The organism is Catonella massiliensis (genome assembly GCF_016651435.1).
Taxonomy (GTDB): Bacteria; Bacillota; Clostridia; order Lachnospirales; family Lachnospiraceae; genus Catonella; species Catonella massiliensis.
This window is the reverse complement of sequence record NZ_JAEPRJ010000001.1, coordinates 1,269,479-1,283,954: the sequence shown is the minus strand read 5'-3', so window position 1 is coordinate 1,283,954 and position 14,476 is coordinate 1,269,479. Positions and strand designations below refer to the sequence as shown.

Here is a 14,476-nt window from a genome sequence, read left to right as displayed (position 1 = left end):
AAAGGAGAATAACATATGTCAGAACAGGGTAATAAGGGAGTTAAGATTGTCGAAACTGTCCTTCGTGACGCACATCAGTCCCTGATAGCTACAAGAATGACAACAGAAGAAATGCTTCCTATCATAGACAAGATGGATAAGATTGGTTACCACGCTGTTGAGTGCTGGGGAGGAGCTACATTTGATGCCTGCCTTCGTTTCTTGAAGGAAGATCCATGGGAGAGACTTCGTAAGCTCAAAGCGGGCTTCAAGAATACCAAGCTTCAGATGCTTTTCAGGGGCCAGAACATCCTTGGCTACAACCATTATGCAGATGATGTGGTAGAGTACTTTGTACAGAAATCACTTGCAAATGGTATTGATATAATCAGGATATTTGACTGTTTCAATGACCTTCGTAACCTTCAGACTGCGGTAAAGGCAGCAAAGAAGGAAGGCGGTCATGCGCAGATTGCCCTTTGCTATACCTTAGGAGAATCATATACTCTTGATTACTGGAAAGAAAAGGCTAAGGCTATTGAGGAGATGGGTGCTGATTCTCTTTGTGTAAAGGATATGGCTGGTCTTCTTGTGCCTACAGAAGCAACCAAGCTTGTTTCTGCTCTTCGTGAAGGAACTAAGCTTCCTATAGATATGCACACTCACTATACATCAGGTGTTGCAGCCATGACTTATATGAAGTCTGTTGAAGCAGGAGCAAATATCATAGATACCGCCATCAGCCCACTGGCTATGGGAACCAGCCAGCCGGCTACAGAGGTTATGGTTGAGGTATTTAAGGGGACTGAGTACGATACTGGTCTTGACCAGAACAAGCTTGCTGAAATTGCAGATTATTTCCGTCCGCTTCGTGAGAAGTATCTTGCATCCGGTCTTATGAATACAAAGGTTCTCGGTGTTGATATCAAGACACTTCTTTATCAGGTACCTGGCGGCATGCTTTCAAACCTTGTATCACAGCTTAAAGAAGCTCATGCTGAAGATAAGTACAAAGCAGTACTTGAGGAGATTCCAAGAGTAAGAGCTGATTTTGGTGAGCCTCCTCTTGTTACACCTTCATCTCAGATAGTTGGTACACAGGCTGTATTAAATGTACTTCAGGGCGAGCGCTATAAGATGATAACCAAGGAATCAAAGAAGATACTTGCAGGAGAATTTGGTGAGACAGTTAAGCCATTTAATCCGGAGGTTGTGAAGAAGGCTATAGGCGATCAGGAGCCAATTACCTGCAGACCTGCAGACCTTATCGAGCCACAGCTTCCTAAGTTTGAGGAAGAGGTTAAAGAGTGGAAGCAACAGGATGAGGACGTTCTTTCGTACGCACTCTTCCCACAGGTTGCAACTGAGTTCTTCAAATACAGAAAAGCTCAGCAGACTAAGGTGGATAGTACAGTTGCAGATACTGCCAACGGAGCATATCCGGTTTAACTATCAAAATATATTAAATTTTTTAAAAAGGCGGTTAGGAATATCTTAATCGCCTTTTAGTGTAAACCTGCTAAACAGCATATGTTTGTAATGAGTTAAGTCTTTGAGTTTGCTTGATTTGTGTATAGCAGAAGGATAGTGTACATTACAATGCGATATATGGAATGGATTGTATTATTATACAAAATAATAGCTTGACATTTATTTTTTTTTGATATATTATGCAGACAAATGAACTTTAATTATTGCTTATAACCTTATTATGTGAGGAGGTTAGTAATGAATGCATTATTTTTGATTTTGAATCTGATATTAGATGGGTTGTTGATATTTATTGTATACAGAATATACAAATATATGAAAACAAGGCTATAAAAGACGGAATATGATTCATTACTATCCGTAGTTATAGGTAAAAAATTAATATACACATGTAATTGTGTTTGTATACTGTATAAATATTTAGGGGAGAATATGAAAAAATTATTAAGTATGTTTTTGGTATTGGCTATGCTTTTTACTATATGTTCTGACAATATTTACATAGCTAATGCTGCTACTAACAAGAAAAAAGTAATCTGTATAGATGCAGGTCATCAGACAAGGGCAAACCTTGAAAAGGAGCCTATCGGTCCGGGAGCAAAGACTACAAAATTCAAGGTCACAGGTGGAACTAGCGGACTTTGGACAAAGCAGACCGAGTACGCCCTTGCGCTTAAGGTAGCTAAAAAGTTGCAGAAGATTCTTAAGAAACGTGGCTACAAGGTTATTATGTGCAGAACCAAAAATGATGTAAATATTAGCAATTCAGAAAGAGCAGCCATTGCCAATGAAGCCAAGGCTGATGCATTTATCAGAATCCATGCAAACGGAGCTGCAAACAAGTCTGTAAACGGCGCAATGACAATCTGCCAGACTAAAAAGAACCCTTATAATTCTGATGTTTACTCAAGCAGTAAGCTTTTATCAGATAAGGTATTAGACGGAGTAGTGGCAAAATCAGGCTGTAAGAAGCTCTACGTATGGGAAACTGATACTATGAGCGGCATCAACTGGTCTAAGGTCCCTGTAACCATAGTTGAAATGGGATATATGACTAACGAAAAGGAAGATAGGGCGCTTAATACAGCCTCCTATCAGAAGAAAATGGCTGAAGGAATGGCTGATGGGATAGATGCTTATTTTAAGGATTTAACAAAGTAATACAGATGATAAAAGACAGGTATCAAAATATAGTTTGATATCTGTTTTTTATATATTCAACTAAAACATTACATAATAGAATTCATTCGCAATTAAATTTGTCGCAATTAAGTTTTATATCTTTATTTTAAAACATGTCTATCATTAATTTAAGTTAAATGATATAATGAGAACAGATTTCAAAGAGAAAGGAGATTTTATGATTAACTTTAGAAAAGCAGTTATGGTTGGTTGTGGTTTTGTTGGTTCAGCTTCCGTATTTGCACTTATGCAGAGCGGACTTTTTTCAGAAATAGCAATGATAGATGCAGACATGGATAAGGCAGAGGGAGAGGCTATGGATATTAGCCATGGTATCCCTTTTGCAAAGCACATGCGCGTATATGCAGGAGATTATGATGATGTAAGAGATGCAGGAATAGTTATTGTAACCGCTGGTGCAAATCAGAAACCTGATGAGACAAGACTTGACCTCGTTCATAAGAATGTTGGCATCTTTAAGAGCATCATTCCTGAGATAGCAAGCAGGGATTTTAAGGGAATACTTTTAGTTGTTGCAAACCCTGTTGATATACTTACAGCAGTAGCACAGAAGCTATCAGGACTTCCTGAAAACAGGGTTATCGGTTCAGGTACAGTACTTGATACAGGCCGTCTTAAGACAAGGCTAAGTGAGCATTTGGGTGTGGATTCAAGAAGTATACATGCCTTTATAATCGGAGAGCATGGCGACAGCGAGATTGCAGCCTTTAGTTCTGCCAATGTATCGGGTATCCCTCTCAATAATTTCTGTGAGATGAAGGGACACTTCAATCATGATGAATCAGAGAAGTTTATAGCTGAGGATGTTAAAAATGCTGCCTATGAAATCATTCAGAGAAAAAGAGCTACATATTTTGGTGTAGCTATGGCTGTAAAGAGAATCTGTGAGTGTATAGTAAGAGATGAAAAATCCATTTTGCCAGTATCAACCATGATGCATGGAGAGCAGGGGATAGAGGGAGTAGTTCTTAGTATGCCTTGTGTAGTAGGCGGCGATGGTATCGAAACTCAGGTGCCTATTAAGCTTGATGAAGATGAAGTTAAGAGACTTAGAGAATCTGCAGATATTCTTAAGGGTATAATGGCAGAGCTTGATATTTAATTATTTAAGAGTGATACCAATATAAAGGCTGTCTGGGAATGTTTTTCTCAGATGGTCTTTTTATATTATAACAGCAACTAAAATAGTTTTTAATCAGATTATAGCAAAATATTGATGAAATATATGACATTTTATGATACAATTAGCTTAGTTTTTGTGTTGAAAGGTAGAGAATTGTATGAAACTCAGAAAAAGAACCTTAAAAAAAGAGTTGATGAGAACTCTTTTAGGTACAGCTATTGTTATTTTTTTTCTGGTTGGCGGGGTACTCTCTTTCTTTATGTTAAAGCAGTCTCTTAAATATAGAATTGATGATCTCAACTTCTATCTGAATAGCATAAAAGGTCAGATTGATGGATATATGGGATTTCTTGAAGATAGTGTACTTTCGCTAAGAAGAAGTGAGGAAATAGAAAGATTTTTGAAAGAAGGAACAACTGATAAAGACAATATCTCTCGTGTGCTTGACAAGAGTGTAAACCTTTTTTCATCCAGTAATTTGGTAGGAGATATTTATCCGTTTGTTAAAGACTTATATATTGTTAGCAATAATAAAAAAATGGTGGGAACGCATTTCTATTATACTTCATATTTGAATGAAAAAGACAAACAATATAGAATTAAAAATATCCTTGAAGAATATATCTCTGAAAACAGAAGATTTTCGTATTATACTACCGGAGATGACTTAGAATTATATTTTACTATATATGATGAGGAGTTGGAAAAGGAAGGCTATGGTATAGCTGTCCTATCAAAAACAGCTATAAATTATATAGTTAATATTTTGGAAGAAAAGTATACAAGTTTTGCTTATATGTTTAAGGATGAAACTGATAAGATTTTAATGGGAAGGAGTATACCTTTGATATCTAGTTTGGATATTAAAGGAAACAATGGAGATGTAGAATATGAAAATCATACTTATATTTATAATATGTCTAAAAATAGCTTTGGATTGTCTTCTTGTATGGTTGTACCATATAGAAGGTTATTTATAATGGCAGTGGAAGACTTTGGAACCATAATATTTATTTTTATTTCATTGATAATAGGTATAATTCTTGTAATCCTATATATTTCTGACAAACTGGTATCGCCATTATCTACTATTGTTCTAAAAATGAAACAGGTAGGTAAGGGAGATTTTAGAACAAAACTTGACACCTATGAAATATTAGAATTGGATGAAATAAGTGTGTCTTTCAATGAGATGACTGACAAAATATCACATCTAATCAAGGAGGTGTATGAAGCCGGATTATTGATAAAGGAAGCAAGAATTAAATATTTACAGGCACAGATTAATCCTCACTTTATGTTTAATGTGCTTTCTATGATAGCTATTAGGTTGAAATTAAATAAGGATGAGGAACTATATAAAATGGTTCAAGCGTTTGCAGGACTTATGAGAGGGAAATTGTTTAGAAAAGATGAAATTGAGATAAGGATAAATGAAGAAATAGAAATAGCGGAGTTTTATTTATATCTTTCCAAAGAACGATTTAAGAATAAGGTGTCGTATGAAATTAATTGGGAAGATGAAAAGCTAAAAACTCTTTTTATACCTAAACTCTGTATTGAACCTGTAGTGGAAAATGCAATGATTCATGGTATTGAGCCCAAAGATGATAGAGGTTATATCAATGTAAAAATTGAGCAACAAAATAATGAGGTTTTATTAATTACTGTTGCCGATAATGGAGTTGGGTTTGATAAAGACAAAGTAATTAGCGGTGAAAAGGAAGGAAGTCCTAAAGTTGGCTTGATGAATATTAACAGATTGATAAACAATTTATATGGTTCAGAGTATGGAATCGAGGTTGAAAGTAAAATAGGTAAAGGGACAAAAGTTATTATCAAATTGCCATATTTAGAGGAATCTTGTCATAATTTTAAGAACTCTGAAATATTTTAACAAAGATATTAGATTGGAGGAAATTCAATGCTTAAAGTAGTCATTGCTGATGATGAACCTTTTGTACGAGAAGGCTTAAAAAGCTTAATAGATTGGGAAAAAATCGGTGTTAGGTTAGTAGGAGATTTTGAAAATGGGAAGGATTTAATAGATAACTTGCCTGTGTTATTGCCCGACATAGTTATTACGGATATCCAAATGCCGTCTGTAAGCGGATTGCAGATTGCAAAATATATAAGTGAAAATTATAAAAATGTTATAGTTATACTGCTTACCGCATATTCAAAGTTTCAGTATGCAAAAGAAGCCATAGAGTACGGAGTAAAACATTATGTTGTAAAAAATGACTTACTAGATGAACTCCCTTTAATACTAGCAAAGATTGTTTCTGAAAACGCAGAATCTGAGAATCAAAGTGATTTGAACAATGATGATGCAAACATTGAAAACTGTGCGTATGTTATACAAAATATAGAAAAGTATATCGAAGAAAATTTAGATAAAAAGCTATCCCTTACTGATATAGCTGAATCTATACATATGAATAAAAGCTATATTAGCAGAATGTTCAAAGAAAAAGCAGGAGAAAATTTATTTGATTATATAAATAAGAGAAAAATAGAAAAGGCTAAGCAACTGATAAAAAATAATGAATTAAGAATGTATGAAATAGCATTAAACGTAGGCATGGAGGATACAGCATATTTTTCACGAGTTTTTAAAAAGTATGAGGGAATTTCGCCAAGTGAATATCAAAAAGAGCTAAGAGGATAGTATGATGAAAGTAAAGTTGTTATTTTTAACAGTGTTAATTGTGTTTTCTATGTGTAGTTGCAATAAACCAATAAGTCAAGAAAATAAAGTTAATATAACTCTATTACATGGATTTGGAGGAGCTAGTAAAGAAGATATCATTATGAGAAAGATATATAAAGAATTTGAAGAGAAGAATACTGATATCAGCTTAACACTGGTATCAGTTCCTTCGTTTAATCAAGTTCTTGAAAAAGCAAAAGATCTTCTTGTAATTGGAAAGGCTCCAAATATAATATACAATGGTAATTCTGATTCGAGCACTGTTTATAAATTTATGGTAGAGAAAGGTTATGCCTTGAATCTAATGCCTTATATAGAAAATGATAGTGAATTAAAAGAGAATATATCTAAAATAGTTCTAAATACATGGAAGGAAGCTCCCAATGCTCTTTACACTGTCACTGATATACTTGAAACAAAAGGATATTGGTACAACAAAGAAATATTTAAGCTTGCAGGAATAGAAAAAATTCCTGGGGATTATAATAGCTTTGTAACTATGGTTAAGAAAATTAATTATTGGTCTAAAGAACATTCTAACTCAACTGTTGCAGTCCAATTGACTGACAATCTTGTAAATAGCTTAACGGAATCTCTCAATGGTAAAAATAATAAAGCTATTTCAATTGAGATTGGTGATTTTCTTAAGCAAAATAACATTAAAAAAGTTGATTCCCTGTATAAAGATGAATTAAGAAGTTTTAATGTTGGTCATAGTGCTGTTTACTTTGGAGAGATACATGAAAAAAGGAATATCACTAATAATATGAAGGCTGGATTTGAGAGTTTTCCAATTGGCAAAGGCTTGAATAAATTTTCTCTATTTCCAAGTTCAGGATATATCATCAGTAATTGGGGAAGTAAGGTTCAAGAGGAAGCGAGTATTAGGTTTATAAAATATATGCTAAGTAAAGAAGTACAAGAAAAACTATTAACAGAGCTTTACAAATTGCCATCCAATCCTAATATAGATATAGAACTTGTCAAAGATAAGGATATTGAAGTATACAATGCATATAAAGAGATTTTAAGTAAAAATAATCCAAATTAAAGTAAAAATAATACATATTTTGTACTAAAAACAAGTATAAATAGTCCAAAATCATGTAAACCAAGTCAATCGTAAAATTATTCAAACCAATCTATAATAGAATCAGACTTAGGCAGAAGCCTAAAATGTTTTATAGAGAAGGGAGAAACATATGAAGTTTAAGAAATTTGTCGCATTGGGACTTGGTTTGGTAACAGCTGTTTCAGCACTTACAGCATGTTCTGGTGGAGCTAGTGGTTCAAAGGACACTAAGGAAGGTGATATTTCAGGAGAGATAAGGTATGCTTTCTGGGATAAAGGACAGGCACCATATTTCGAAAAATGTGTCGCGGAGTTCAATAAGCTTTATCCAAATGTAAAAGTAACACTTGAAAATAGTGGATGGGAAGAATATTGGAAAAAGTTAGAAGCGGGGGCAACAGGTGGCAGCAGTGCTGATGTATTTTGGTTGAATGGACCAAATATAACAAAATACGCAAAGGGAGATGTGCTTCTACCTATTGACGACAAAATTAAAGAAGCAGGAATAGATCTTTCAAATTATCCGGAAGCTCTGTTAAAGCTTTATAATGTAGATGGTGTACAGTATGCAATACCAAAGGATTTTGATACTATTGGAATCTGGTACAATAAAAAACTTTTTGATGCTGCAGGAGTTCCATATCCAAAAGATGATTGGACTTGGGATGATTATGTAGCTACTGCGAAGCAGCTCACAAAGGAAGATAAAAGTGTATACGGCACTGCTGTACAATATAGAGACCAAACAGGAATTTATAATACTATTTTCGCATCAGGAGGATATGTTATTTCTGATGACAAGAAAAGCTCAGGTTATAACAAGGCAGAGACACAAGCCGGTGTACAACTTTTAATAGATCTCCAGAAGGAAGGAGTGACACCTTCACAGGCTTCTCTTGAAGAGACTGAAGATTATGTTCAGTTTTTATCCGGAAAGATAGCTATGCTTATGAATGGTTCTTGGTTCTTAAATCAGATTATTGGCTCAGAAGTTCAGGATGATATTGATGTAGTAGCATTACCTTCAATAAATGGTAAAAAGGCAACAGTTATTCATGGACTTGGAAATTGTATTGCTAAGAGCACTAAGAATCCTGAAGCAGCTTGGAAATGGGTAGAATTTCTTGCTAGTGAACAGGCTAATAAGCTATCTGCAGAAACAGGTGCTGCAATACCTGCATATAAAGGAACCTCTAAAGATTGGGTAGAGAAAAATCCTAAATATAATTTGTCGATGTTTATTAAGGCAGCAGAGGAATACTCATATCCTTATCCTGTGTCACTTAATACTGGAGAGTGGACACAATATCAGGCAGATAACTTAAAGAAGGCATTTAGTTTAGAAGTTAGTGTAAAAGAAGCTTGCGATAAACTTGCGAAAGAAATGAACGAAGTATTAAAAAATGAAAAATAAAGGCAAACAATGTTCAGAAAGGTAAGCTTTTTGCAAAATATTTGGATTAGTCCAAGTCGATAAAGGTGGGGCGTACTGTTTCGAGTACGCCCTGTTTCTATAAAGTTAGGAGGCACAATGAAAAAAACTTCTATTAAGCTGAATAAAGAGTGGCTCACAGGATATTTAATGATTTTTCCTGTTGTTGCAGGACTATTAGTATTTTATATATATCCTATATTTAAAGTAATTATTGATAGTTTTTATGAGGTTGGCTCGTTTAATAAACGTTCATTTGTGGGACTTGATAATTACTTAACTATGTTTAATGATCCTAAAATGTGGTCATCATTATTTAATACCTTTAGCTATGTAATAGTAATAGTTCCAGGAACCATAATAATTTCACTTATACTTGCAGCTTTACTCAATACCAAAATTAAAGGAAGAGGATTCTTTAGGGTTGTATATTTCATTCCAGCTATAACAATGGGTGCGGCAGTTGCAATGATATGGAAATGGATGTATAACAGTGATCACGGAATTATAAATGCAATCTTAAATGCACTTGGTTTTGATTCAGTAAATTTCCTTACTAATCCTAACACAGCTCTTCTTTCGATATGTTTGGTTAGTATTTGGATAAATGTCGGATATAATATGATTATACTTCTTGCAGGCATACAAGGAATTTCAAAAACATATTATGAAGCAGCATCCATTGATGGAGCAAGCCCGGTAAAACAGTTTTTTGGAATAACTTTACCATTGGTCACACCTACACTCTTTTTTGTACTCATAACCAATTTGATAGGAACTTTTCAAACATTTGATACTATATATATGATGATAAAAGAAAGTGGTATAGCTATGGAGGCGACTCAGAGTATGGTTATGTACTTTTTCAGAAATGCATTTTCATATTCTAAAAAGGGCTATGCCTCTGCTCTTGCGGTCTTCCTTTTTCTAATAATAATGCTTGTTACCCTTATACAGATGAAGCTTCAGAAAAAATGGGTAAATTATGAATAGGAGGGTATATGAATAAAAAATATAATATTGGGAAGTTTTTTGTATACATAATATTAATTGGTGGAGTTGGCATTACAGTTTTTCCTTTTATATGGATGATATTAACATCATTTAAGAGCCAAATTGAATCAATTAAAATACCAATTACTATTTTCCCAAAGGAATGGTTGATAAAGAATTACTTTGCTGTTTTTAAAGCAATTCCCTTTGGTAGAATGTACTTAAATACTATAATTAATGCTGTTGTAATTGTATCTGTACAGCTTCTATTCTGCTCAATGGCAGCTTATGCATTTGCAAGACTGAAATTTCCCGGAAAGAATGTTATTTTTACAATATTACTCTCTGTACTTATGATACCTTCGTCATTTTTTATACTACCACAGTATCAAATTATTCAGGGCTTAGGTTTGTTAAATAGCTTACCTGCTCTATTTTTACCAAACCTCTTCAGTATATTTGGTACATTTTTGTTAAGACAGTTCTTTAAATCATTACCAGATTCGCTCGAGGATGCAGCAAGAATTGATGGGTGTAACAGGTTTATGATATACTATAAAATAATGCTTCCTCTTGTTAAGTCAGGTCTTGTAGCACTTGGTATATTAACTTTAAGATTTGCTTGGAATGATCTGATGTGGCCACTCATAGTTAATACATCTGAGCAAAAAATGACACTTGCTGCAGGTCTTTCCAGCTTACAGGGGCAATATGTAACTGATTATCCTCTTATGATGGCTGGAGCAGTTATGTCAGTTGCACCACTTTTAATTCTATTTGCAATTTTTCAGGAACAGTTTATTGAAGGAATTGCTTTATCGGGAGTTAAGGGGTAAAATATAATTTAAACAGAAGAACATTAGATTAAAATAGGAGAATATTAAAATGGAAAAATTAAGATTGGCTATGATTGGTCTTGGAAGCAGAGGAAGAGGACTTCTTAAAACAGCGTATCTTGAGCATCCTTTAGCTCAGTTTACAGCCATTTGTGACAAGTATGAAGACAGATGCAAGGAATGTGCTGATATTGTGGAGCAGGCGGGATTTCCACGACCTAAGACTACAACAAATTATAAAGAAATCCTTGAAATGGAAGATGTAGATGCTGTTATTCTTTGTACTTCATGGGATAAACATATTGATATATGTATAGAGGCAATGCATAAAGGCAAGGCTGTAGGCTGTGAGGTTGGTGGAGCTTATTCTCTTAGAGAATGTTGGAAAATAGTTGAAGCCTATGAGGAGACAAAGGTTCCTGTAATGCTCCTTGAAAACTGTGTATATGGTAGAGATGAAATGCTTGTAAGCCATATGAAAGAACTAGGGCTTCTTGGAAGGATAGTTCATTGTGAGGGAGGCTACAAGCACGACCTTAGAGGCGAAATAGCTTTTGGCAAGGAAAACCGTCATTACAGGCTAAATAACTACATACATAGAAATACAGAGAACTATCCGACTCATGAATTAGGTCCGATAGCAAAGCTGCTTAACATTAATAAGGGAAACCGTATGCTTAGCCTTACATCAGTTGCTTCGGGCTCCTTTGGACTCAGTGAGTATATCAAAGAAAAAAAGAGTGATGATGAAGAACTGATAAATACAACCTTTAATCAGGCTGATATTGTAAATACAATAATTAAATGTGCAAATGGAGAGACCATACTTCTAAGCCTTGATACTACACTGCCTCGGTACTATTCAAGAGGCTATACCATTCACGGCACAAAGGGTATGTATACCGAAGATAATCATTCCATTTTTTTGGATAACGAATATAGTGAGAAGGAGCATTTTGAGTGGAGCAAGCATTGGAACAATGTTGAGGAGTATCACAAAAAATATGAACATCCGCTCTGGAAAGAATACCTTGAAAATGGTGTCAAAAAAGGTCATGATGGCATGGATTATCTGGTATTTTCAGATTTTATTGACTGTGTATTAAATAAAAAAGAGCCTAATATAGATGTATACGATATGGCTGCCTGGATGAGTATTTCAGTGCTTGCAGAACAGTCAATAAATATGGGAGGAGCACCTGTTGCAATTCCTGATTTTACAAATGGAGCTTGGATAAACAGAAGATAGGGCGAAATATGAAAAAATACAATCTAAAATACGGAGAAGCTGCAAAGTTTCGTTATGACGGACTTCCGCTTGGCAGCGGAGATTTTGGCGCAAGAGTAAATTCATATGAGGCTTATGAGGACATAAGCCTCAATCTTGATACTCTTTGGTCGGGTGAAGAAAAAAATAAGATGAATCCACTGTTTAGCCCAGACAAACTGGAAGAGATAAGGGAGCATATCTTAAAAGAAGAATACAAAGAAGCAGAGGAGATTAGCAAGAGATATGTGCTTGGCGACTGGACTGAGTGCTATCTTCCTGCAGGTAATCTAATAATAAAGTACTTGGATGAAGATGAGGCTAAAACTTCATTTTACAGGGAACTATCTCTTGATACTGCTGTTTACAAAATGGAGGCTGGGAATAATTCCTCTAAGAGACATCTGTCTGCTTTTGTAAGCTTTTGCGACAGCACTTTAGTAGCCCGTTTGGAGGGTGAAAACAGAGGACTATCTCTTCAAGTATCTCTTGATAGTAAACTGCATTATTGCCTAAATAGCAGTGAAAACAGGCTTACTCTTAAGGGCAGGGCGCCAATCTATGCGGCTCCAAATTATTTTAACGTACCTGAACCTATAAGATATGAAGATGGCAAAGGTCTTAACTTTGTACTCATGCTTGAAGTTTTAATACATTCAGGTGAAATGCGGATAAAAGATGATAAGCTCATTATTAATAATGCTGACAAGGTTGAGCTTTATTTAACAGGTGATACTGATTACAAGAATAAAGAAAACTTAGAAGAATTCTGTAAAAACAGGCTTAAAAAGGTAAGGGAACAGGGCTTTGACAAATCTTTAACAGAACACAAAGAGGCTTTTACTCCTCATTTTAAAACATTTGAAATTTCTCTTTCAGATTCAGAAAATAAGGATACAGTTAAGGCTATTAAAGATGCCAAAGATATAGATGACGGCTACATATATGAGCTAATGACTCAATATGCAAGGTATTTGCTAATTACATCATCAAAGCCCGGAACCGAATGTGCCAATCTACAGGGAATATGGTCAGATATTTTAAGAGCGCCTTGGAGCTCTAACTACACTGTTAATATCAATACTGAAATGAACTACTGGATAGCTGAGTCCACAGGTCTTTCTGACTTCCATAGACCTCTCTTTGAGCTTTTAGAAAAGGTAAGCAAGAGGGGGGAGGAGACAGCTAAGAAGATGTATGGAGCAAGAGGCTGGGTAAGCCATCACAATGTGGATTTATGGGGACACTCTACCCCAGTGGGCTTAAATGCAGGTGATGACAACCCATCTGTGTATGGTCTTTGGCAGATGAGTGGCGGCTGGCTTTGCAGACACCTTTTTGAGCATTATCTCTATGAACAAGATGAAGATTTCTTAAGGGATACTGCTTATCCTATTATTGATGGAGCAGTGAAATTTTACCTTGACTATTTGAGAGAGGTAGATGGATATTTAGTTACCATACCATCAACCTCCCCGGAAAACTACTTCGTAGATGATAAAGGAGGAGTTCATGCTCTAACCTATGCATCTACAATGGATATAACCATAATTAAGGAGCTATTTGCTAACTATCTTACTATACAGGATATCTTAGGTCTGGAGAAAGATAAGGAGGTCTTAAATACACTTAAGAAGCTCCCGCCTTTTAAGATAGGGAAAACCGGCGCTTTATGTGAATGGTTCGTTGACTACGCCGAAAATGATGTGCATCATAGGCATGTATCCCACCTTTATGGCTTGTATCCGGGCAATCTAATCAAGGATAAAGAGCTTAAAAAAGCCTGCGAAACTTCCCTTAACAGGAGAGGGGATGATGGAACAGGCTGGTGTATAGCTTGGAAAGCCTGCCTCTATGCAAGGCTTAAAGAAGCAGAAAGTGCATTAAACCTCTTAAAGAATCAACTCCGTTACACGGTTGAAGAGAATATTATGGTGACAGGAGGAGGAACTTATCCTAATTTATTCTGCGCTCATCCGCCTTTCCAGATTGATGGTAATTTTGGCTTTGCTGCTGCTGTGATTGAAATGATACTCCAAAGTGATGAAGAGAGGATTGAACTCTTGCCTGCCCTGCCAAAAGCATTTAATACAGGGTTTGTAAAAGGCATACGAGCAAAGGGAGGCTATAGTCTTGATGTGGACTGGGAAAATGGCAAGGTAACTCATATAGTTATAAGAGCCAAAAAGTATGGGAGTGTGAAGCTTTGCTACAATGGAAATATGGAAAACCTGATATTTGATAAGGATTCCTTGTCAAAAGAAATAAAAATTTGTTGACATCCCTCTCTCTGTATGCTAAACTATATTTTGTGCCGCACTGTGTGGGTAGAAGTTTGTCCAAATGACAACACCTAAGCAGGCGAGA

General features: G+C 35.3%; 11 protein-coding genes. All 11 read left to right on the top strand.

Features of this window, described 5'->3' with window-relative positions:
- Nucleotides 1-15: 15 nt before the first annotated feature.
- The 11 genes from JJN12_RS05730 (at nucleotide 16) to JJN12_RS05680 (ending at nucleotide 14,388) form a co-directional block, all read left to right on the top strand.
- Nucleotides 16-1,428: an oxaloacetate decarboxylase subunit alpha gene (locus tag JJN12_RS05730; protein ID WP_208428783.1), complete on the top strand. Its 1,413-nt coding sequence runs from the start codon at nucleotides 16-18 to the stop codon at nucleotides 1,426-1,428.
- A gap of 474 nt (nucleotides 1,429-1,902) precedes the next feature.
- Nucleotides 1,903-2,631: an N-acetylmuramoyl-L-alanine amidase family protein gene (locus JJN12_RS05725; protein WP_208428782.1), complete on the top strand. Its 729-nt coding sequence runs from the start codon at nucleotides 1,903-1,905 to the stop codon at nucleotides 2,629-2,631.
- A gap of 199 nt (nucleotides 2,632-2,830) precedes the next feature.
- On the top strand, nucleotides 2,831-3,775 hold the full coding sequence (locus JJN12_RS05720; RefSeq protein ID WP_208428781.1) for an L-lactate dehydrogenase: 945 nt from the start codon (nucleotides 2,831-2,833) through the stop codon (nucleotides 3,773-3,775).
- A 178-nt stretch (nucleotides 3,776-3,953) separates the two neighbouring features.
- On the top strand, nucleotides 3,954-5,693 hold the full coding sequence (locus tag JJN12_RS05715) for a sensor histidine kinase (RefSeq protein ID WP_208428780.1): 1,740 nt from the start codon (nucleotides 3,954-3,956) through the stop codon (nucleotides 5,691-5,693).
- 27 nt (nucleotides 5,694-5,720) lie between these two features.
- On the top strand, nucleotides 5,721-6,467 hold the full coding sequence (locus tag JJN12_RS05710) for a response regulator transcription factor (protein ID WP_208428779.1): 747 nt from the start codon (nucleotides 5,721-5,723) through the stop codon (nucleotides 6,465-6,467).
- Nucleotide 6,468: 1 nt separating this feature from the next.
- Nucleotides 6,469-7,560 (top strand): ABC transporter substrate-binding protein, encoded by a 1,092-nt coding sequence (locus JJN12_RS05705; protein ID WP_208428778.1) that lies wholly within the window; start codon nucleotides 6,469-6,471, stop codon nucleotides 7,558-7,560.
- 151 nt (nucleotides 7,561-7,711) lie between these two features.
- Nucleotides 7,712-8,995, top strand: coding sequence for an ABC transporter substrate-binding protein (locus JJN12_RS05700; RefSeq protein ID WP_208428777.1), 1,284 nt, complete (start codon nucleotides 7,712-7,714; stop codon nucleotides 8,993-8,995).
- Between the two features lie 117 nt (nucleotides 8,996-9,112).
- A complete protein-coding gene (locus JJN12_RS05695) occupies nucleotides 9,113-10,006 on the top strand; it encodes a carbohydrate ABC transporter permease (protein ID WP_208428776.1) in 894 nt (297 codons plus the stop codon).
- 8 nt (nucleotides 10,007-10,014) lie between these two features.
- Entirely contained in the window at nucleotides 10,015-10,842 is an 828-nt protein-coding gene (locus tag JJN12_RS05690; protein WP_208428775.1) for a carbohydrate ABC transporter permease, read from the top strand.
- Nucleotides 10,843-10,891: 49 nt separating this feature from the next.
- Nucleotides 10,892-12,091 carry a Gfo/Idh/MocA family protein gene (locus JJN12_RS05685; RefSeq protein ID WP_208428774.1) on the top strand — a complete coding sequence of 400 codons (1,200 nt, stop codon included), beginning with the start codon at nucleotides 10,892-10,894 and terminating at the stop codon, nucleotides 12,089-12,091.
- 8 nt (nucleotides 12,092-12,099) lie between these two features.
- Nucleotides 12,100-14,388: a glycosyl hydrolase family 95 catalytic domain-containing protein gene (locus JJN12_RS05680; RefSeq protein WP_208428773.1), complete on the top strand. Its 2,289-nt coding sequence runs from the start codon at nucleotides 12,100-12,102 to the stop codon at nucleotides 14,386-14,388.
- Nucleotides 14,389-14,476 lie beyond the last annotated feature (88 nt).